General features: G+C 70.7%; 18 protein-coding genes. 8 read left to right on the forward strand and 10 right to left on the reverse strand.

What is annotated here, in order from left to right:
* Positions 1-129: 129 nt before the first annotated feature.
* The 3 genes from AB0F77_RS10990 to AB0F77_RS11000 all read left to right on the forward strand — a co-directional run bounded on the left by AB0F77_RS10990 (position 130) and on the right by AB0F77_RS11000 (position 4112).
* The gene (locus AB0F77_RS10990; protein WP_361944889.1) at positions 130-1824 is read left to right on the forward strand and encodes a GMC oxidoreductase; all 1695 of its coding nucleotides are present in this window, start codon (positions 130-132) and stop codon (positions 1822-1824) included.
* 222 nt (positions 1825-2046) lie between these two features.
* Positions 2047-2976, forward strand: coding sequence for an RICIN domain-containing protein (locus AB0F77_RS10995; protein WP_361944892.1), 930 nt, complete (start codon positions 2047-2049; stop codon positions 2974-2976).
* The gene (locus AB0F77_RS11000; protein WP_361944895.1) at positions 2973-4112 is read left to right on the forward strand and encodes a sialidase family protein; all 1140 of its coding nucleotides are present in this window, start codon (positions 2973-2975) and stop codon (positions 4110-4112) included. Before AB0F77_RS10995 ends, AB0F77_RS11000 begins: the two co-directional genes overlap by 4 nt.
* Positions 4113-4231: 119 nt before the next feature.
* Here the strand turns inward: AB0F77_RS11000 and AB0F77_RS11005 are convergent, their stop codons facing one another.
* Entirely contained in the window at positions 4232-5263 is a 1032-nt protein-coding gene (locus AB0F77_RS11005; RefSeq protein WP_361944898.1) for a hypothetical protein, read from the reverse strand.
* Between the two features lie 120 nt (positions 5264-5383).
* On the opposite strand from AB0F77_RS11005, the gene AB0F77_RS11010 reads away from it, so the two are divergent.
* A complete protein-coding gene (locus AB0F77_RS11010; RefSeq protein WP_361944901.1) occupies positions 5384-6250 on the forward strand; it encodes an AraC family transcriptional regulator in 867 nt (288 codons plus the stop codon).
* Positions 6251-6378: 128 nt separating this feature from the next.
* Here the strand turns inward: AB0F77_RS11010 and AB0F77_RS11015 are convergent, their stop codons facing one another.
* Both AB0F77_RS11015 and AB0F77_RS11020 read right to left on the reverse strand, forming a co-directional pair.
* Positions 6379-7311, reverse strand: a complete 933-nt coding sequence (locus AB0F77_RS11015; protein WP_361944904.1) for an aldo/keto reductase — start codon at positions 7309-7311, stop codon at positions 6379-6381.
* A gap of 47 nt (positions 7312-7358) precedes the next feature.
* Entirely contained in the window at positions 7359-8219 is an 861-nt protein-coding gene (locus AB0F77_RS11020; RefSeq protein ID WP_361944907.1) for an aldo/keto reductase, read from the reverse strand.
* A gap of 320 nt (positions 8220-8539) precedes the next feature.
* Here AB0F77_RS11020 and AB0F77_RS11025 point away from each other — a divergent pair, with 320 nt between their 5' ends.
* Positions 8540-9016 (forward strand): hypothetical protein, encoded by a 477-nt coding sequence (locus tag AB0F77_RS11025; RefSeq protein ID WP_361944910.1) that lies wholly within the window; start codon positions 8540-8542, stop codon positions 9014-9016.
* Between the two features lie 90 nt (positions 9017-9106).
* Positions 9107-10576 (forward strand): FUSC family protein, encoded by a 1470-nt coding sequence (locus AB0F77_RS11030; protein WP_361944913.1) that lies wholly within the window; start codon positions 9107-9109, stop codon positions 10574-10576.
* Between the two features lie 152 nt (positions 10577-10728).
* Here the strand turns inward: AB0F77_RS11030 and AB0F77_RS11035 are convergent, their stop codons facing one another.
* Together AB0F77_RS11035 and AB0F77_RS11040 are read right to left on the reverse strand one after the other, a co-directional pair.
* A complete protein-coding gene (locus AB0F77_RS11035) occupies positions 10729-11580 on the reverse strand; it encodes an ABC transporter permease (RefSeq protein WP_361944916.1) in 852 nt (283 codons plus the stop codon).
* The gene (locus AB0F77_RS11040; protein WP_361944919.1) at positions 11577-12548 is read right to left on the reverse strand and encodes an ABC transporter ATP-binding protein; all 972 of its coding nucleotides are present in this window, start codon (positions 12546-12548) and stop codon (positions 11577-11579) included. Before AB0F77_RS11040 ends, AB0F77_RS11035 begins: the two co-directional genes overlap by 4 nt.
* Before the next feature lie 248 nt (positions 12549-12796).
* Here AB0F77_RS11040 and AB0F77_RS11045 point away from each other — a divergent pair, with 248 nt between their 5' ends.
* Positions 12797-13969 (forward strand): FAD-dependent monooxygenase, encoded by a 1173-nt coding sequence (locus AB0F77_RS11045; RefSeq protein WP_361944922.1) that lies wholly within the window; start codon positions 12797-12799, stop codon positions 13967-13969.
* A gap of 91 nt (positions 13970-14060) precedes the next feature.
* The gene (locus AB0F77_RS11050) at positions 14061-14843 is read left to right on the forward strand and encodes a hypothetical protein (protein WP_361944925.1); all 783 of its coding nucleotides are present in this window, start codon (positions 14061-14063) and stop codon (positions 14841-14843) included.
* 243 nt (positions 14844-15086) lie between these two features.
* Here the strand turns inward: AB0F77_RS11050 and AB0F77_RS11055 are convergent, their stop codons facing one another.
* From AB0F77_RS11055 to AB0F77_RS11075, 5 genes are read right to left on the reverse strand one after another with little or no spacing between them, the layout of a single operon-like run.
* Entirely contained in the window at positions 15087-15923 is an 837-nt protein-coding gene (locus tag AB0F77_RS11055; RefSeq protein WP_361944928.1) for an ABC transporter permease, read from the reverse strand.
* Positions 15920-16702: an ATP-binding cassette domain-containing protein gene (locus tag AB0F77_RS11060; RefSeq protein WP_361944931.1), complete on the reverse strand. Its 783-nt coding sequence runs from the start codon at positions 16700-16702 to the stop codon at positions 15920-15922. The genes AB0F77_RS11055 and AB0F77_RS11060 overlap by 4 nt, the downstream gene beginning before the upstream one ends.
* A complete protein-coding gene (locus tag AB0F77_RS11065) occupies positions 16699-17127 on the reverse strand; it encodes a lasso peptide biosynthesis B2 protein (RefSeq protein WP_361944934.1) in 429 nt (142 codons plus the stop codon). Before AB0F77_RS11065 ends, AB0F77_RS11060 begins: the two co-directional genes overlap by 4 nt.
* Positions 17124-17384 (reverse strand): lasso peptide biosynthesis PqqD family chaperone, encoded by a 261-nt coding sequence (locus AB0F77_RS11070; protein ID WP_361944937.1) that lies wholly within the window; start codon positions 17382-17384, stop codon positions 17124-17126. Before AB0F77_RS11070 ends, AB0F77_RS11065 begins: the two co-directional genes overlap by 4 nt.
* Entirely contained in the window at positions 17381-19231 is a 1851-nt protein-coding gene (locus AB0F77_RS11075) for an asparagine synthase-related protein (RefSeq protein ID WP_361944940.1), read from the reverse strand. The genes AB0F77_RS11070 and AB0F77_RS11075 overlap by 4 nt, the downstream gene beginning before the upstream one ends.
* Positions 19232-19282 lie beyond the last annotated feature (51 nt).

Below are 19282 nucleotides of genomic sequence, written 5' to 3' on the forward strand. Positions count from 1 at the left end.
GCGCCCGTGGATGACGGTAGCGACACCAGCGTGTTTCATCCAGTGATACAGGTTCGTAGGAACAGGTATCTACATGACTGTAGCTTGCGTGTGGCCAATTCGGCTCTTCCCCAGCAGGAGTGAGTGCCCATGCTGAATCGTCGTACCGTCCTGAAGTCCACCGGAGCCGCGCTCGGGTCGGCCGCCGTGCCCAGGTTCCGTCCGGAACACCGCGGGGAACTGCCCACGGACTACGTCGTCGTGGGAAGCGGACCCGCCGGAACCGTGCTGGCCTCCCGTCTGTCCGAGGATCCCCGTATCTCGGTCACCCTGCTGGAGGCGGGGGAGGAGAACACCAACGAGGTCGGACGCATCCAGGGCGCGTTCTTCAAGACGTGGGGCACACAGCAGGACTGGGCCTACACCACCGTCAACCAGCCCGGCCTGGGCGGGCGTTCGATCGCTCAGCCGCGCGGGAAGGCGATCGGGGGCTCGGCCACGATCAACGTGGGGGCATGGCTGCGTGGCGTTCCGGCCGACTACGACTCGTGGCAGCGTGCGGGAGCCGCCCGGCTGAGCGGTGCGGGGGCGGTCGCCGCTTTCAAGGCGCTGGAGGACACGTCCCGTGCGGCGGCGAGCCCACTGCGTGGCGGGCACGGACCGGTGCGGCTCGCCCCCCTGGAGCCGGCCACGCCCTTGAGCGGCACGCTCGCGGACGCCTTCACGGAAGCGGGGTTCGGCCCCCGCGGCGACGTGGACGCGGAGTCGCCCTACGTCATCGACCGCTTCGAGACCATCTTCCCCGAACACCGCCGACGCACCCCGGCCGACGCCCTGCTGGCCGCCGACATCCGGCGGCGGCCCAATCTGACGGTCGTCACCGGGGCGCACGTCACCAGAGTGCTGTTCTCCGGCCACCGTGCCGTGGGTGTGGAGTTCTCGCAGGGCGACTCCCGTCAGGAACTCCGGGCCGGACGGGGAGTCGTGCTGGCGGCCGGGGCCTACAACACCCCCCAGTTGCTGATGCTCTCCGGCATCGGGCCGCACAAGCACCTGCGGTCGCTGCGTATCGGCACTCTGGTGGACGCTCCCGGTGTGGGCGCGAACCTCCAGGACCACCTGGGCGTCCCGCTGCGCGGGCTGGGCCGCGTCGGTACCACCGGATCCATCCCGATGGACGCCCGACCCGAGTGGGTCGCCCAGTGGATGCGCGACCGCAGTGGCCCCGCGAACTACTTCCAGGAGAACAACGTCGGCTTCCTCAAGGCCTTCCGGAACACGCCCTGGCCCGACTTCGAGTTGCTGCCCAGCTACAACCCGGACTTCGGAGCGGACGGCCAGTACTTCGCGGACGTCTCCGACAAACAGCGGCGGGCCGGTTACGCCATCACCGTCGTCCAGTTGCACCCCCGAAGCCGCGGGCGTCTGCGCCTGGCCTCGGCGGACCCCATGGCGAAACCCGTGATCGACCTGGGCTACCTCGCCGACCCCCGGGACATCGAGGACTTCGTCGTCGGACTGCGTACGGCGCACCGCATGCTGCGCACCCGCGCCCTCGCCCCCTACTCCGAGTACGTCTTTCCGCAGCGGGACGCGGACGACGAGGTGTACCGGGCGCTGATCCGGCAGGACGGTCACACGATGTATCACCCCGTGGGAACCGCCCGAATGGGGCGTCCTTCCGATCCGACGGCCGTCGTCGACCCGGACTTCCGGGTCCGGGGCACGGCCAACCTGTTCGTGGCCGACGCCTCGGTCTTCCCGCACCTCATCAGCGGCCACACCATGGCACCGTCCATGTACGTCGGGGAGGTCGCCGCGCGGCTGATACGCCGACGTCACTGACGCCGGGCCGGTGCGCTCACCTCGCCCGCCGCACCCGGACGTGAGAAGGGTTCACAGCCGCGTCGCCTGTCCGTGGCTGTGTGTCCCCCGGCCCGTCATCCCGTGGCCTTCGGCTTGTCACTCGGCGCCTGCACGCACAGCGGAATCACAGGGCCTCCACCTGTACGGAGGTCGGGGGGCGGTGCTGAACGACCGGCGGAAGAAGAAAGGGTGCTTGATGTCATGCTCCTGAGGAAAATGAACCGCGTCTTCCTGGCCGTCGCCATGGCGGTGTGCCTACTCGCAGCCACGGTGGTGTGGACGCTGGTGTCCTCCACGCCGGCGAGCGCGGAGGACGACTGGAGAAACCTCAACAACCTCAACTCGGGCAGATGCCTGGCCGTGCCCAACTCCAGTACGACGGGCGGCACCGGCCTGGTTCAGTGGACCTGTAGTGACAACTCGGACCAGGACTGGACGCTCGTCAAGGTGGCGGGCGGAAACGGGGACCGCTACCAGATCCGCAACCGTTACAGCCTGTTGTGCCTCGCCATGCCCAATGCCAGTGTGGCCAACGGCACCCAGGCCATCCAGTGGCCCTGCGGCACCGGCGATGAACAGGTCTGGATCCACGACAGTTGGAACCGGCTGCGGAACCTGCACAGCGACAGATGCCTGGCGGTCCCCAACTCCAGCACCGCGAACGGCACCGAGGTCGTCCAGTGGACGTGCTCGGACACCTTCGACCAGCGCTGGACCTGGTTCGACCACGAGGCGGTCTCCGCCCGCCTCTACAACATGGCCACCGGCCTGTGCCTGGCCGACTCCAACTCCGACACGGCCGACGGTGCCGTGATGATCCAGTGGGCGTGCAGCAACAGCGACAGCAACTACTGGGCGCTCCAGGCCGTGACCGGCGGCTACCGGGTGATCAACAAGGCGAGCGGCAAGTGCCTCACCCCCCTGAACGGCAGCACGGCCCTGGGCGCGAAGGCCGCGCAGGCGTCCTGCGGCGACGGTGACGACCAGGTGTGGATCCACGACAGCTGGGACCGACTGCGCAACGTACGGAGCGACTACTGCCTCGCCATCCCCAGCAGCAGCCCGACCCCTGGAACGGAGGCCGTCCAGTGGACCTGCACGGACAACCCGAACGAGCAGTGGCTGTGGTGACGCGACGACGGGCATGGCCCGTTCTCCTGACCGTGGTGGTGCTGGCCGTACTGACCGGCCTGCTCCTGCCCCGCTCCGCCTCTGCCGAGGGCATCTCGGGCGAGGCGATCGTGTACACGAATCGCGTGAGCAAGGGCGACGGCACGCGTACCCCCGACATCATCAGCACGAGCGAGAACAACGCGGTCGTGGTCTGGCGGGAAGGTCTCAGGCCCGGCAACGTCGACATGGGTTACATGCGGTACTCGTACACGACCGACGGCGGAGCCACCTGGAGCCGCCCCAGGACACTGGCCCAGGAGACCGACCAGTACGCCTGGCACTACGTCATCCTCTACCAGGCCGGCAGCACGCTCTACGCCTACCTCGGGCGCACCCCGATCGCGGACTCGACCGAATCCGACGACGACGGGGTCAACAACAACGGTCTTCCGATCAACGGAACCTTCCTCAAACGCAGCACCGACCAGGGCCACACCTGGCAGGACGCCCCCCTGACCGTGCCGTCCAAGAGCAACCTCGTCCTCTCCGGCCGTCCGCTCCAACGGGACGACGGGCAGTACGTCATGCCGTACTGGTCGTCGGGGCGGGAGAACGGGGCGCTGATCTCCCGCGACCTCCAGACCTGGAGGCTCGGCGGTCACATCAGCGGGCTCGAACTCACGGCGGGAGAGAACCAGATCGCCTTCTCGCAGGAGCCACAGGATCCCGACCACCCGAAGAACTCGCTGGTCATGGTGGCCCGTGACGATGCGGCCGGCGCCGCGAAGTCCACGAGCGCCGACGGCGGCGAGTCCTGGACGCCCTTCCGGACGGACACCGACCTGCCGAGCTACAACATCGCCAGGAGCTACTTCACCAACGACACGAGTGGCCAGTACCTGTACATCTACAACGCCGGTACGGACAGGGCCAACCGTGACATCCTCAACTACAAGACCAAACGCCCCGGCGCGGCCTGGAGCGCCGCCAGACTCTTTGCCAATGGAACCGACGGCACCGAACAGCCCGAGGGCGAGGGCTGGGACAACTACCCCATGGCCGACGAGTACGCCCCGGGCAAGTTCTGGGTCGTCTGGGAGTTCGACACCACCCGTATCAAGATGAACAGGCTCGACATCTCCGACACACCCTGACACCCGCTTTCCGGAACCCTTCTCCCCGCCGGTGTGCACGCGGGGAGAAGGCACTTCCGGGCTGTCGCGCCGAGTGCCGTGTGGCAGTGGGGTTGCTGGCTGCGGTGGTGCTTCCGGCTTCAGAAGGTGCGGTAGTACAGGAGTTGGCCGGCTTCGCCGGGAGCGGCTCCCTCGCTCGGGAGGAAGAGGCTGACGAGGATGGCCTGCCGCCCGTCAGGGGCCTGGAGGGCGGTGATGCTCGGATTGGCGAAGGCCTTGCTGCCCCGGTCGGTGGTGATGGCCGTGGTGTCGGCGTTTCCCGTCTGGTAGTCGTAGACGAAGGTGCGCCAGGAGCCGAAGTCCCCCTTGGTGAACTGTCCTTCGAAGAGACCGAAGGGAAATCCACGGAAGGCCACCTGGTCGCGGTCGCCGATGTTGCCCCGGACACCCCAGTACAGCATGGCGTTGTCGACGTTCGGCTGAGCGGTGGCCGACCAGGACGTGAAGTTGGTCAGCGTCCCCCTCATCTGCCGGTCGACGTCGCAGTTCGCGAAGTAGTGGCCCCCGATGTCGATGACGGAGTGGTCGACGTCCGGGGAGAACCGGATCGAGTAGATGTTGGGGGTTCCCTCGGCGCACGTCGACAGGGTGCGGACGGTGTCCTTGCGGCGCGTGTCGGCTCCGTTCAGCAAGGCGGAGCGGCTGGGGTAGTAGCGCACCGCCACGTGGTTGGACGGGTCCTGCTCCCAGGCCATGACATAACCGCCGTCGGGCGCCCGGGCGATGGTCGGCTGTGAACTGCCCGCCCCGAAGTCATGCGCGAACGTCCACGTCATGAGGTCGGTGGAGGTGGAGAGCGCGGTGTGGAAGCGTCCGTCGCTCAGCATGGTGTGGTACACGGCCAGATAGTGGCCGGGGGACTCCTGGACGATTTTCGCCGCGTCCATCGAGCGGCCGCTGCTGTCGGTGGCGCGGTAGCGGCGTGCGTTGGCCTGCGTGACGTTTTCTATGAGTCCGCGCAGCTCGGCACGGGGAGCGTCGGAGGGCGGGCTCGCGGCCGATGCCGAGGAGGCGGGGAGCGCCATGCCCATGGTGACCACTCCGGCGAGCAGCGGGGCGAGCCATGAGCGGGGGGAGCCGAACAGTCGGCGCACTGGGTTTCGACGTCGCACGGAACAGGGTCCTGTCTCGTTGGGGGAGAGAGCTGACCCGACCGTACCGGGCACAGGATGTCGGGTCCGGCACAGTGGACTTCCCTAGCGTGGATATCAGTGAGGGAAGGACGGCAGGGAGTGCTGGAGCGGCTGAATCAGGCCATGGACCACATCGAGGACCACCTCGATCAGCCCATCGACGCGGCCGAGTTGGCCCGTATCGCCATGACGTCGGAGTACCACTTCCGGCGGATGTTCTCCGCGCTGGCGGGCATCCCGCTCTCCGAGTACGTCCGCCGTCGGCGGCTGACGCTCGCAGGAGCCGAAGTGCTCGCGGGGGAGCGGACGTTGCTCGATGTCGCGGTGCGGTACGGATACAGCTCGGGCGAGGCGTTCGCGCGTGCGTTCCGCGCCGTGCACGGAGTCGGTCCCGGCGAGGCGCGGCGGACGGGTGCCGCGCTGTACTCCCAGCCGCGGATGTCCTTCCGGCTGATCGTCGAAGGGAGCAGCAGCATGCGGTACCGGGTGGTGGAGAAGGACAGGTTCAGGCTCGTGGGCAGGGGGACACGGGTCCCGCTGGTCTACGAGGGGATGAACCCGGCCATCGTGGAGTTCGTGAAGAGCATCGGCAAGGAGACGCTGGGGCGGTGGCAGGAGTACGCGACCGGGGAGCCCGGCGGTGTCGTGGCCGCCGTCAGCAACCACTCCGCGGACGATGCGGAAGGCACCGAACTCGACTACTTCCACGGGGTGGTGAGCGAAGCGGAGGTGCCCGGGGCTTCGGACAGCCTCGACGTCGAGCCGGGGACGTGGGCGGTGTTCGAGTCCTCGGGCGAGTTCCCGCGGGCCGTCCAGTACCTTTGGCGAGACGTGTACACGCAGTGGTTCCCGTCGAACCCGTACCGGAGCCGGCCCGGTCCGTCGCTTTCGCTCACGCGGGTGTCCGAGGACGGTACGCACGCGGACGCGGAGCTGTGGATTCCGGTGGAACGGGCCGGCGGCTGAACCCGACGTCGATACGGGCCTCGTGATCGAGCCGGAATCGAGCCGGATACGGCAGCGCGCTCAGCATGCTGACGGCACGGTCGAAGAGTGTGCGGTGCTTCGACCGTGCCGTCGGGGCGGGGCGGCGGTCAGGGCACGATGTGACCCGCGGTGCGGAACAGCTCGTACCATTCCGCGCGGGTCAGCGGCACGTCCGATCCGAGGGCGGCGTCCGCGACCCGCTGCGGTGTGGTGGTACCGATGACCACCTGCATCCGCGCGGGATGCCGGGTGATCCAGGCCGTCGCGATCGCCAGGGGCGGCACGCCGTACTTCGCCGCCAGGCGGTCGATGACGGCGTTGAGCTCGGGGTGGTCCGCCGAGCCGAGGAACGGGCCGTCGAAGAAACCGGCCTGGAACGGGGACCACGCCTGCACGGTGATGTCGTGCAGTCGGCAGTAGTCCAGGAGCCCGTCGTCACGGCTGACCGACTGCTCCAGACCCTTCATGTTGGCCGCGACACCCTGCGCGATGAGCGGGGCGTGCGTGATCGACAGCTGGAGCTGGTTGGCCACCAGCGGCTGGCTCACGTGGCGGCGCAGCAGGTCGATCTGCCGGGGCGTGTGGTTCGAGACGCCGAAGGCCCGTACCTTCCCTGCCGCGGACAACTCGTCGAACGCACGCGCGACCTCTTCGGGTTCGACCAGGGCGTCGGGACGGTGCAGCAGCAGGATGTCGAGGTAGTCGGTGCCGAGGGCCTTCAGAGACCCCTCCACCGACTCGACGATGTGCTCGTAGGAGAAGTCGAAGTACGGGCCTTCGCGGACGATGCCCGCCTTCGACTGGATGATCAGCTTTTCGCGCTGCGAGGAGCTCAGCCGCATCGCCTCGGCGAAGCGGCGCTCGCAACCGTGCAGCTCGCTGCCGTACACGTCGGCGTGATCGAGGAACGTGATGCCGGCGTCCAACGCGGTGGCGACGAGTTCCCGCACCTCCTCGTCGCTCTTGTCCTGGATGCGCATCAGGCCGAGCACGATGTTCGGGACGACCATTTCGGTGCCGGGCAGCTTGAACGTCTTCACGATCGGGTCCTTTCGGTCGGTGGTGTCAGGTGCCGGTACGGGGCGCCTCATGCCGCCGAAAGGCGGGAGATCTGCTCCGGGGTGAGCACGACGTCGGTGGCGGCCACCGAGTCACGGATGCTCTCGGGGCGAGAGGCCCCGGGAATCGGGACGACCACGGGCGCGAGGGCGAGCTCCCAGGCCAGGGTCACCCGGTAGACGCTGACACCCACCTCGTCGGCGACCTCGCGGAAGGCGGCGTGGCGCGCCGAGAGTTCGGGAGCGTTCGTGATGCCGCCCAGCGGACTCCACGGCAGGAACGCGATGCCCAGCTCGGCGCAGCGCTCCAACTCGCCCAGACTGGAACGGAACCTGGGCGAGAACTGGTTCTGGACCGATACGAGCCGACCGCCCAGGATCTCGTTCGCCTCGTCGATCTGGTTCACGGTCGCGTTCGAAATGCCCGCCATGAGGATCACACCCTCGTCGAGCAGATCACGGATCGCACCGATCGAATCGGCGTACGGCACACTCGGGTCCGGGCGGTGGAACTGGTAGAGACCGATCGCCTCGACACCCAGGCGCTTGGCCGACTCCTTCGCGGCCCGCTTGAGGTAGGCCGGATCGCCGTTCACCGTCCAACTGCCGTCGCCGGGCCGCAGATGGCCACCCTTCGTCGCGACGAGCACGTCGTCCGGGCCCCGGCCGTCCGCGCGCAGAGCCCGAGCGATGAGTTCCTCGTTGTGCCCGACCTCGCCTGCGTCGCGGTGATAGGCGTCCGCCGTGTCGATGAGCGTGACACCGGCTTCGAGCGCGGCGTGGATCGTCGCGAGCGACCTGCGCTCGTCGGGACGGCCCTCGATGGACATCGGCATGCCGCCGAGCCCGATCGCCGAAACGGTCCGTCCGCCGATCGTGCGTTGCTTCATCGGACATCTCCTCCGGTACTGGAAGACAAGCGGTCGAGGTCTTCTCGCACGCAAACCCAGCCCTGCCCGAGCCTAGAAATCACCGATCCAGAAGTCCAACACCTGTCGCTCATGGCATTGAGAAACGGAATGGGTCAATGGACGTGCGGCAGGTGTCGGCCGATGAGCAGTGTCGAGCTGGACTTCGGGAGCCTGAGCCGTCACACACCAGCGGTACACAACGATGTGTCCCGCAGCATGACCAAGGTCTTTTATCGTGGGCACCTCAATGCCGTCCTGGCACAGGACTCCAGTGACTTCGACATCGGCTGGGAGAGATCGTGTTCAACCGACTGCCGCGTACGACGACGCTGCTCGCGGGCGTGGTGCTTGTCGGAGGTCTGGCCGCCTGTGACCCGGACGGTCTGCACTCCGCCGAGCACGCCGGACCGTTCCCGCACGAGTCTCCGTCGGACGCCGCCGATGTCAGCCTCGAACAGGCCCTGTCCGACTACGGTGTTCGCCTGCCGAGGGGCACCGAGGACATCGCCTACGGTGCCCTCAAGGCTCTGGACGGATACCCGTTCAACGTCCGGTTCTCCATGCCCTGTGACAGTGTTCCGACGTTCGTCCAGGACAACCGGCTCGCTCCCGCAGGGAAGGAGACCCCCGACGAAGTACTGACGGACGTCGTGGACGCGGGGTTCACACCGGATGCCGGCCCGGCCTACCTCCGGGCGAAGGGGTCGAAGCTGCCCAAGGTCGTCGGAGCGGTCTTCGAACGTTCGGGCACGTGCACGGTGTTCCTCGGTTCCTGAGCCGCCGGCGCGACCGGGGGCGCGCGTGCAGGACAGGCCCCACCGACCCTCGCCGGTGTTCTCCGCCGACTGGCCGCCGCAGCACAGGGCTTGGCCGACGGCCATCACGACCGCCTCGCCTCCCGCCCCGCCGGAGAACCCGCCCGTTACGGCGAGTCCGGATTCGAACCCGCCGTCCGTCTGTTCGCGGGCGCGATTCCCGGTTCGACCGGAACCGTCTCGAAGATGCTGGCGGACCGCACCGGGCCCTGGTGGGTACGGCTGTCGCTCACCACTCGGCAGGCCGTGCAGGTCGCGGTGGCCACCGGACTCGCGGTCGCCCTCGGCAACACGATCTCGGGGCAGCGGTACCCGTGGGCCGTACTCGCCTGCTACCTGGCCTTCACCGGCACCGCGACAGCCGCGCAGACCGCGCGGAAGGCCGCGCACCGGGTCCTGGGCACCCTCGTCGGGCTGTGCGCGGCGGTTCCGCTCGCCGCAGTCACCAGCGGGCGCACCGAGATCGCCCTCCCGCTCATGCTTGTGTCGATCTTCGCTGCCTTCTACGTCCTGCGTCTGTCGTACGCGCTGATGACCTTCTTCATCACGCTGATGCTGGGCGAGATGTTCGCCGTGCTCGGCACGTACACCCCGGACCTGATGCTGTTGCGCCTGGAGGAGACCGCGCTGGGCGGCGCGGTCGGCATCGCCGTCGCACTGCTCGTGCTGCCCGTCCGAACCCGGTCGGTGACTCTCGCCGCCCGCCGCGCCCTGCTCGGCAGTCTGCGCGAACTGATGGAGGGCATCACCCGGGTGCTCCGCGACCCCGCCGCCGATCGCGACCTCAGCGGCGCCTCCCGCGCACTGGACGCCCGACTGCACCAACTGCTGCTGCTCGGCACGGCGTTCCTGCGACCGGCTCCGCTCCCGCGGAACGGGGCCGGGGGGCGACGGCTGATGATCTACACGACACTGGCCCATCACTCCCGCGGCCTCGCCCGCCTCACCGCCGAAGACAACGGCCCGCGCCGCACTCACGCCCATGCGATCCTCGCGCACGTGACCGAGCGGATCGTCGACCTGATCGACGAGTTGTACGCGGAGGAGCCACGGATCGACCCGAGTCGCTCCGCCGCGACGACCGAGCTGCTCTCGGGGGTCGACGTCGGAGACGGAGTCGATCCGCGACTGCGCCACTTCGTCCATGAGTTGGGCCATCTACACGACGCACTGGTCTCGCTGGGCGGTGTCACCGAGACCGCCCCGAAGCATGAACTTCCCTCGGTTCCGGTGCTGCACGGCCGGGTCCGCCACGCCGGGCGGACACCCGCCTCCGCCCTGCTCACGCTGGCCGACACCCGCGGGGTGCAGCAGGACCACACGCGTACGGGCAAGGACGGCAGTTACCGGCTCACCGCCACCGAGCCGGGCGCCCACCTGCTGATCTGCAGCCCGGACATGCCGGGAGCGGAGCCGGTGGCCACGTGGGTGCTGGTGGGGGCGAGGGTCGGCGTCCACGACGTCGACCTCCCCACCTTCGCGAAGACCACGGCGACCGGGGACAGCGCGGGTCGGACCTAGGGGTGTCATCCCGCCCCGACGGAGCCCCGACCTTCGCCTCCCGGGCCAACCCGATCGAGGCGCACATCGGTCCGTCGCGGCAGTTCACCCCGGCCAACTCCGATGTCCAGTGCGGCCCGGCCAAGAACCGGACCGACACCCCTGGCACGTCACTAACCGACCCGCTGCATCGCCTTCCGGTGCCGTTCCGCCATCGCGGCCCCGGACTCGCGGCGGGCCATCCTGCGCAGGACGGACGGTGCGAGGAGCAGCCCCGCGACCACCCAGGCGCCCAGCACCCCGGCCGTCTCCAGGTGCCGCCAGGATTCGCCGATCTCGGCGGCGACCGCTTCGGCCGGCAGCAACGCGGCCCGGAGACCGAGGCCGAGCCAGTACACGGGGAAGACCTGCCCGACGGTCTGCAGCCACTCGGGCAGCTTCGAGAGGGGGAAGTAGATCCCCGAGATCATGACGAGCCCCATCACCGGAAGCGTCAGCAATCCGACGGTGCGCGGACTGCCGACGAATGAGCCGATGACAGCGCCCATGGGCAGGGTCGCCAGCAGGCCCAGCGGCACCACCCACACCAGCGCCAGCAACGCTCCGCCGCCCTGCCGGGCAACCCCGTCCACCAGGAACACGCCCACGGCAAAGGGGAGTGCCATGGAGACGAGAGCCGTCCCCGACACCATGATGATCTTTCCGACCAGGTGGCCGACCATGCCGTGGGGCACTGCCTTGGCCCTCAGCAGGGTGCCGTCCTCGCGCTCGGTCGCGAGGAGCTGCGCCGTGGTCATCACCCCGGTGAACGCAAGGGTCATCCCCGCCATGCTCGGCACCATGAAAGCGCCGGCCGAGATGCCGGCGCCCTTCAGCGAAGCGTCCCTGACCAAGAACAGCGGCACGATGAGCAGGACCGTCCAGAGCACGTACCCGAACACGTCCTGACCGGTGGTGAAAGTCTGCCGAAGTTCCGTCCAGCCGCGCCGCACCCCGATTCCCGCCGCGTACCACACCGGACTCATCGCGATCCCTCCCCGAAAGCCTGCGCCGCCCGCTCACCGGGGACGCTCCCCGCCTCCAGCTCCCGCACCATCGTCAAGTAGGTGTCCTCCAGGCTCGCCCGGCGCACCTCCAGCCCGCCGATCGCCTCGCCGTGCTCCTCGAACAGCCGACGGACGAACCGGGTGGGCTCGGCCGTCGCCCGCTCGAAGGGCTGCCCGTCCCGAGTCCAGCGCACGGTGGCCTCGGCCGATACCTGCCGGGACAGCTCCTGGGCCGAGCCATCGGCCACGATGCGGCCACCGGCCAGGATGAGGATCCGGTCGGCGAGCTTCTCCGCCTCGGCGAGGTCGTGCGTGGTCAGCAGAACGGTGGTGTTCTCGTCCGCGAGCCCGCGTACCAGGCCGTGGAACTCGTTCCTGGCCTCCGGGTCCAGACCTGCCGTCGGCTCGTCCAGGAACAGCAGCTCGGGTCTGCCCACGATGCCGACGGCCACGTCGAAACGCCTGCGCTGCCCGCCGGACAGAGTTCCAACCCGCTTGTCCTTCTGCCCGGTCAGCCCCACTGCGGTGAGGAGCTCGTCAACGTCCCACGGGCGCCGCACGAGAGGGGTCGAGTACGGCGCGTAGTACGAGCCGAGATGGGACAGCAGTTCCCGTACCCGCCACTTGCCGTGGTCGCGCCAGGACTGCAACACGATGCCGAGGCGCGCACGCCACCGCTCGTCCCCGCGAGCCGGATCGGTGCCGAGGACGGTCACGTCACCGGCCGAGCGCATCCGGAAGCCCTCCAAGACCTCGATCGTGGTCGTCTTGCCCGCGCCGTTCGGGCCGAGCAGCACGACGACTTCACCTCGCCGGGCCGTGAAGCCGACGCCCTTCAGTACGTCCTGGCCGGGGTAGCGCATCCACAGCTCGCGTACGGCGATGACCGTGTCACTCTCCGGCGGTGTGCTGCTCTCGCCACCGGACAAGGCGTGAGCGGTCGTCATCGGTGTTCCCCCGTCCGTCTCGTGGTCCGTCCTCTGGGATCAGGGGCCGGAGGTCGTCACGCACATTACCGAACGGTCCCCGTATTTCCCGCTGTTCCACCGTCCCGGCGAACGTTCCCGGTCACTGCACCGGGCCCCGGCCCTCCGGCGGCAGTCCCGTGTGGGACAGGCACGGGACCCGGTACCCAGGTGCCCGGGACAGGGAGTCGCCTAGCGTCGGGCCGCAACGGGGGAACGGAGGACGTCTCGTGGTGCGGACTGCAGTGCGGACGGCGATCGTCGGCGCGGGGATCGGAGGACTGGCGGCCGCCCTCGCGCTGTCGCGCAGGGACCTGGCCGTGGAGCTCTACGAGCAGGCCCCGGAGCCGGGCGAGGTGGGGGCGGGCATGCACCTGGGCTCCAACGGCAGCCGTCTGCTGCACCGCCTGGGCCTCGTCGGCGAACTGGAGCGTGTGGCCGTACGTCCGGTCGCGCTGGAGGTGCGGGACTGGCACGACGGCCGGGTACGGGTGCGGCAACCGATTGGCGCCTCCTGGGCGGACTCGTTCGGCGCCCCCTACTACACCGTCCACCGCGCCGACCTGCACCGGATGCTCCTCGACCGGTTGCCCCCGGGCACCGTGCGAGCAGGGCACCGGCTGACCGGCTTCACGGCCGGGAACGACGTGGTCCGGCTGGACTTCGCGGGCCACGCCGCCACCGAGGCGGACGTGTTGGTGGGCGCGGACGGGGTGCACTCGGTGGTCCGCGCCACCCTGCACGGCGGCCCCGGCACACCGGTCCTCACGGACACCGTCGCCATGCGCGGAGTGCTGCCCCACGAGGCGGTGCCCGGCCTGCCGAACGACACCCTGCTGGTCTGGTCCGGCCCAACCGCGCGCCTGCTGTGCGCGCCGGTCCGCGCCGGGCGGCAGATCGCGTACGTGGCGATCCTCCCCGCCACCCGGCGGGACCGGGAGTCCTGGAGCGCGGTGGGGGACCCCGCCGACCTGCGTGCCGCGTTCGCCGACTGGTGTCCCGACGTCAGGTCGCTGGCCGCGGCGGTGGACGGGACCCACCGCTGGACCCTCCACGACCGCGAGCCGCTGGCCTCCTGGGGCACGGGACGTGTCACCCTGCTCGGTGACGCCGCCCACCCGATGCTCCCGCACCACGGGCAGGGCGCGAACCAGGCCGTCGAGGACGGTGTGGCCCTGGCCCACTGTCTGGCCGGGGCCGGTGGTCCCGGCCGTGCCGTCCCCGCGCTGCGCCACTACGAGCGCCTGCGCCGACCGCACACCACGCGGGTGCAGCTCGGCGCCCGGGACGGCGGCAGCGGGCGGCTCGCGGGGCCGGGCGCCGGCGGGAGCGTCCGCGGCCTGGTCGAGGACGTCTCCTGGGTGCAGCGGTACGACATCGAGGCGGAACTGCAACGCAGTTAGCCCCCCGCCGCACAGCCACTGGCCCCCCGAATCTCCATGAGCGGTCCTGGCATCCGCCAGGGCCTGACGAAGCATGACCCGAGGAGTGAACATGACCCGGAGGACGACCCGCCCCGTCGGGCGGCGCGAGCTGTTGCGTGCGGGCGCCGGGGCGGCGCTGGCCGTCGGCCTGACCGCGACGGTGGCCCGTCCGGCGGCGGCCGACGGACAACGAGGGGGAGCCCCCTTGCCGCCGGTGCCCGGCATGATGGGCGACCGCAGGGCCAACGAGTTCTGGTACCAGATGGACGAGGTGTCGCTCTACCACCCGACCCAGGAGACGCTCGACGCGTACCGGGCGGTCATCGCGTACGCCGGGTCCCTGGAGTTGGGCATCAAGGACACCTGGCTGGCCATGTCGAAGCTGCCCGAGTACCCGGGGAACTACCGGACGTGGGCACAGCCCATCGAGCAGCCCCTGCGAGTGCTCTCCCGCATGCAACTCGACGTCGTGGACTCCCTCTACCACCGCAGGGACCCCCGACTCACCACGGCCTGGTCCGACTTCGGCCAGGGCATCCTGTACGACCCGCGCCGGGCCTCGGTGGGCGCCCCGGTGCACACCATGGACGGGCCGCAGGGCTACCACACGTGGCATGCCTACCTGAGGGCGATGATGCTGCTCGGCATCGACCGCGAGCGGTGGGCCGAGATCGCCCCGCTCCAGGGCTTCGCCTGGGCGTTGCAGTCCATCGCCAGGCCCGCCTCGCAGACACCGAACCCACCGCTGCCGCGCAAGGTCGTGATCGTGCAGGCGGCGTACTGGCTGCGGCGCTCCGCACGGCAACTCGACGGCGACTTCCAGTCCGTTCCGTTCCCCAAGGGCATCGGCTGAGACGGTGAGCGCCGAGCTCGGTGACACGTACGGGCAGAGCGGCGAGCGCACCGGCATCTGAGTACGTCCTGGAGTGCGCCCGGGTCCTGGCGGCCCCCCTCGTCCACGGGCCGGCACGCGCCGGCGAGCAGGCACCTGGACGAGGGGCCCGCCGGGCGAGGCAGTGGCCGGCCCGTGCCGACCCCGGCGACTGGGGGCGCTTCGACACCTCCCCGTGCCGGTCCGGACGTGGGCCGGGACTGTTCAGGTCGTGCGGGAGAACCGGTAGGTGGCCACCGCCAGCACCACGGTGGCCAGCAACGCGACCAGACCCAGTTCGAGGGCGACCGGTGGTTGCCAGCCGTTCCAGCGTGGCCCGCGTGCCACCCCTCCGAGGTCCAGCGGACCTGACAGGGTGCGGCGCAGCGCGTCGATGCCGTACGTCAGCGGGTTGGCCAGCACCGCCGCGTTCAGCCAGGCCGGCAGCCGGCCCACCGGGAACAGCGCGCCGGACAGGAACAGCAGCGGCATGAGGAACAGTCCCGCGACGACCTGGTAGGTGTCCGGCCGCCGTACGCACACCGCCATGAGGACGCCGAGGGCGGTGAACGCGAAGGAGAGCAGGCCCACTTCGACCAGGGCGAGCAGCAGCCGGGCGTCGTAGGGAACGTGCGCCGTCCCGGCGAGCACCAGGACCAGCGCGCCGTGGGCCGCGCCCGTGCTGGCGCCGCCCAGACAGATCCCGGCGATCAGCGCGGGACGGCGGACCGGGGCCACGAGCATCTGCCGCAGGAACCCGGACTGCCGGTCCCACAGGATCGACGCGCCGACGGCGAGCGCCGGTGCCTGCGCGGCCATCAGCAGCATGCCGGGGAAGAGGTAGGCGCGGTAGCTCCCCGCGTCGCGGCCGTCGCCGATCGCGGAGCCGAGCCCGGTGCCGAGCACCAGCAGGAACATCAGCGGGCTGACCAGCCCCATGACGATCCGCACCCGGCGCCGGGCGAACCGGATCAACTCCCGCTGCCACAGCACACGCACCGTCCGCAGGTCCCGCGCGATCCCGCTCCCGGTGGACGGCGGCACGGCCGTGAACGTCGTCATCCCCTCGCCCCCGCCCAGTCGGCCGCCCGGACCTCGTCCCGGATGGTCCGGCCGGTGTGGTGCAGGAAGACGTCGTCGAGGGTCGGACCGACCGCGGCCTTGAGCTCCTCGGGCGTGCCCTGCGCGACCAGCCGGCCATGGTCCATGATCGCGATCCCGTCGCAGTGCTCCGCCTCCGCCAAGTGGTGCGTGGTCAGGAACACGGTGATGTCCTGCTCGCGCCGCAGCCGGTGCAGGTGCTCCCACACCACGGCCCGGCTCTGCGGATCGAGCCCGGTGGTCGGCTCATCCAAAAAGAGCACGCGCGGCGCGTGCAGCAGCGCCCGGACGATCTCAAGCCGTCGCCGCATCCCGCCGGAGAGCGCCCGCACCGGCGTCCTGCGGCGCTCCGCGAGACCGACCATGCCGAGCAGACCGTCGATCGCCGCACGGGCCCTGGCCCGGGGCACCCCGTAGAGATCCGCCTGGAACCGCAGGTTCTCCTCGGCCGTCAGGTCCTGGTCCAGGGTTGTCTCCTGGAACACCAGCCCGATGGCGCGGCGCACCTCGTCCGGGTGACGCAGCACGTCGTGTCCGCCGACCTCGGCGCGCCCGGCGTCCGGGCGCAGCAGTGTGCACAGCATGGCGATGGTGGTGGACTTCCCGGCGCCGTTGGGACCCAGGAAGCCGAAGACCTGCCCCGCGGGCACCACCAGGTCGAGCCCGGCCACCGCGGTGGCGGCGCCGTACGTCTTGCGCAGTCCCTCGGCGAGCACGGCCGGTGCCCCGGCCGCGGTCACGGACGTCGCCCCGGACGCAGCCGCACGCTCATGGTGGTGTGGTACGGCGACATGTCACCCTGTTCGCCGACCGCGACCCCGTCCACCTCCACCCACGCGTGCGCGCGGAAGGGCTGCGTACGGATGCCGGTGCACCAGTCGGGCCACCTGCCGCGCAGCCGGCACAACAGGACGGCGGCGACCGACCGTTGCAGACAGCCCTGTCCGGAGCACCGGGCGCTGACCGTCACGGCCGCCTGCCGTGCGGCGAGCGCCTGGGCCGCGGTGGCCGGCCGGGCCCCCGTGCGCAGCAGCCGCAGGACCCCGGCCAGCCGGCGCGGCGGCAGCAGGATCAGCAGACGCGCCGTCACCACGGCCCAGCGCGCGGTGACATGCCGGTGCCAGGAAAGGCGTACCCCCGGCTCGTACGTCACGGGCATGCTCATCGGGCCACCACCAGACGCGCCCGGCGCAGCGCCTCCACCAGGGAGCGCACGTCGGAGAGCGCCCGCCCGGCGGCCTCCGGGCCCTGTTCGCCCAGCCGCCGGGCCGTGTCCTCGGGGGAACTGCCGTCGAGCAGCATGCGCAGCGCCGCGGCACCGGTGCCGTTGAGGTGCCAGTACCGGCCGTCGCGCTGGTCGAGCAGCACCAGGCCGTCCTCGACGTCGGTCAGGGTGACGTCGGAGGTCAGAGCGAAAGTCATCGCGGGTCTCCTGCCGGGACCCCGTCCAGATCGGCCGTGGCGCTCGGCGAGCGGAGCCAGACCTCCTGGGCCAGGGTGTTGTAGAAGGGGTTGACATGGCGGCTCTCGGGCCCGAGAGCCAGCAGGGCGGCACGCAACCGGTCCGCGTCCACCAGGCCAAGCCGGGCCAGGCGCAGGTCGTCGCAGAGCCCGACCAGCGAACGGCGGTTGCGGCGCAGCCCGTCGTACACCTCGGCGGTGTACTCGCCCTTGCTGCGCCGCTGAAGGATCTCCTCCGGCACCACACCGCGCAGGGCCGCGCCGAGCACGGGCTTGTAGCGTCCGTGGGTCACCCGGTCCTGGACCCGTACCGACAGGGCGGCTTCGACGACCCGGTCGTCGAGGTAGGGGGCGTCCCACTCCACGCCGAACGGCGCGAGCCCCAGCCGCATCTGCCGCAGGGTGCAGCCGGCCAGCACGGTCAGCTCCAGGATCTGGTGGGTCAGCCGGTCCGGGCCCAGGGGCGCCGGGTCGCCGTCGGCGGCCTCCCGGAGCAGACGGCGGACCGTGCCCACCGCGTCCGGAGTGGCCCAGGACGGCAGCCGCGGGGCGAAGCCCCACTCCAGCGCGGGCTCGAACGCGCCGCGCTGGGGCGCCTGGAGGAGATCCGCCGCCCGTGCCAGGGAATCGGCGAAGGTCGAACGGTCCGCGAGTCCGCGCAGGGTCGCCCCCGCCCGCCAGCGGTTCACGGCCCGGTGCCGCCGTACGACCCGCAGCCCGAGCATCGGACTGCGGCGCACCAGCGTCCACAGATAGGTGGGGATCACCCCGAACAACTCGTCGCCGCCGAGCCCGATCAGGTGCACGTCGCAGCCGTCCGCCGCGTCCAGCCGGGCCAGGTGCTCCATCTGCGTCCGGTTGCGGTTCCACGCGGACAGGCCCTCGACGTCGTCCCGCAGGCCGTGCGGATCCTCCTGGTGGGCGAACCAGCCGGGCGCCTCACGCGCCTCGAACACCTCGTGCCGGGCGTGCGGCAGCCGCTCCGCGGCCCGCCGCGCCCAGACGGTGTCGTCGTTGCCCCGGTCCCGCGGCCGCCAGTGGTGGGTCAGCAGCCGGGCCCCGGATTCCGCCGCCAGGAAGCACAGGCTGGTGGAGTCCAGCCCGCCGGACAGGTCGGCGCCGATGCCGTCGCCCGCGCCGGCGCGTACGGCGAGCGCGTCGCGCAGTGCCTCGCGCAACCCGTCGGCCGCCTCCTCCAACGGCAGTTCGGCGGCCGGGGGTTGCCACCAGGGCACCGTACGGTGCGCGCCGTCGGGGCCGGTCTCCAGCCAGTGCCCGGAGGGCAGTTGGGTCACGCCCGTCCACAGCGTGCGCAGGGCCAGTGGCCAGGGCACCACCGGGTTCACCAACTGGAGGGCCAGGGTCTCCTCGTCGAGGACGGCGCCGGTGAGGGCCGTGAGCGGACGCGGGGTCGTGGCGGCCACGGTGACCCCGTCGACCCGCGCCAGGAAGAGCTGGCGTGCCGTCGACACGGAACCCTGACTGCGGGTCCTGCCGTCGAACGACACGCTGAGGTGTACACCGCCCGGCAGCGCGCAGGCCACCGCGTCGAGGTCGTACGGGCTGCGCGCCCGGCCGAGCGCCCGGGTCACCGCGTCCGGATCCAGCCGGGTACGGCCGACGACGCCGAGCCGCCGGTCACCGGCGCTCACCAGGGTCAGGTCCCGCCGCCCCCAGGGGCCGGCCGGCACCAGCCAGGGCCGTCCGGAAGCGTGCGGGACGACCTGGCCGGCACCGGCCGTGACGGCACGCCGGGCCGCGCCCGCCGCCCCGTCGCAGTCGGGAAGGATGAGAAAGTCCGTGGTCATGGCGGTCGACTGCCCTTCCGTGGGGATCCGCAGGACGGCACCGATGGCCGG

The sequence above is a fragment of the Streptomyces sp. NPDC026672 genome, from assembly GCF_040638185.1.
Taxonomy (GTDB): Bacteria; Actinomycetota; Actinomycetes; order Streptomycetales; family Streptomycetaceae; genus Streptomyces.

Excerpts from the sequence above, each read along its gene's own strand:
- AB0F77_RS10990 (WP_361944889.1), top strand. The coding sequence starts at position 130 with ATGCTGAATCGTCGTACCGTCCTGAAGTCCACCGGAGCCGCGCTCGGG.
- AB0F77_RS10995 (WP_361944892.1), top strand. The coding sequence starts at position 2,047 with ATGCTCCTGAGGAAAATGAACCGCGTCTTCCTGGCCGTCGCCATGGCG.
- AB0F77_RS11020 (WP_361944907.1), bottom strand. The coding sequence starts at position 8,219 with ATGAAGCAACGCACGATCGGCGGACGGACCGTTTCGGCGATCGGGCTC.
- AB0F77_RS11035 (WP_361944916.1), bottom strand. The coding sequence starts at position 11,580 with ATGAGTCCGGTGTGGTACGCGGCGGGAATCGGGGTGCGGCGCGGCTGG.
- AB0F77_RS11040 (WP_361944919.1), bottom strand. The coding sequence starts at position 12,548 with ATGACGACCGCTCACGCCTTGTCCGGTGGCGAGAGCAGCACACCGCCG.
- AB0F77_RS11050 (WP_361944925.1), top strand. The coding sequence starts at position 14,061 with ATGACCCGGAGGACGACCCGCCCCGTCGGGCGGCGCGAGCTGTTGCGT.
- AB0F77_RS11055 (WP_361944928.1), bottom strand. The coding sequence starts at position 15,923 with ATGACGACGTTCACGGCCGTGCCGCCGTCCACCGGGAGCGGGATCGCG.
- AB0F77_RS11065 (WP_361944934.1), bottom strand. The coding sequence starts at position 17,127 with ATGAGCATGCCCGTGACGTACGAGCCGGGGGTACGCCTTTCCTGGCAC.
- AB0F77_RS11070 (WP_361944937.1), bottom strand. The coding sequence starts at position 17,384 with ATGACTTTCGCTCTGACCTCCGACGTCACCCTGACCGACGTCGAGGAC.
- AB0F77_RS11075 (WP_361944940.1), bottom strand. The coding sequence starts at position 19,231 with ATGACCACGGACTTTCTCATCCTTCCCGACTGCGACGGGGCGGCGGGC.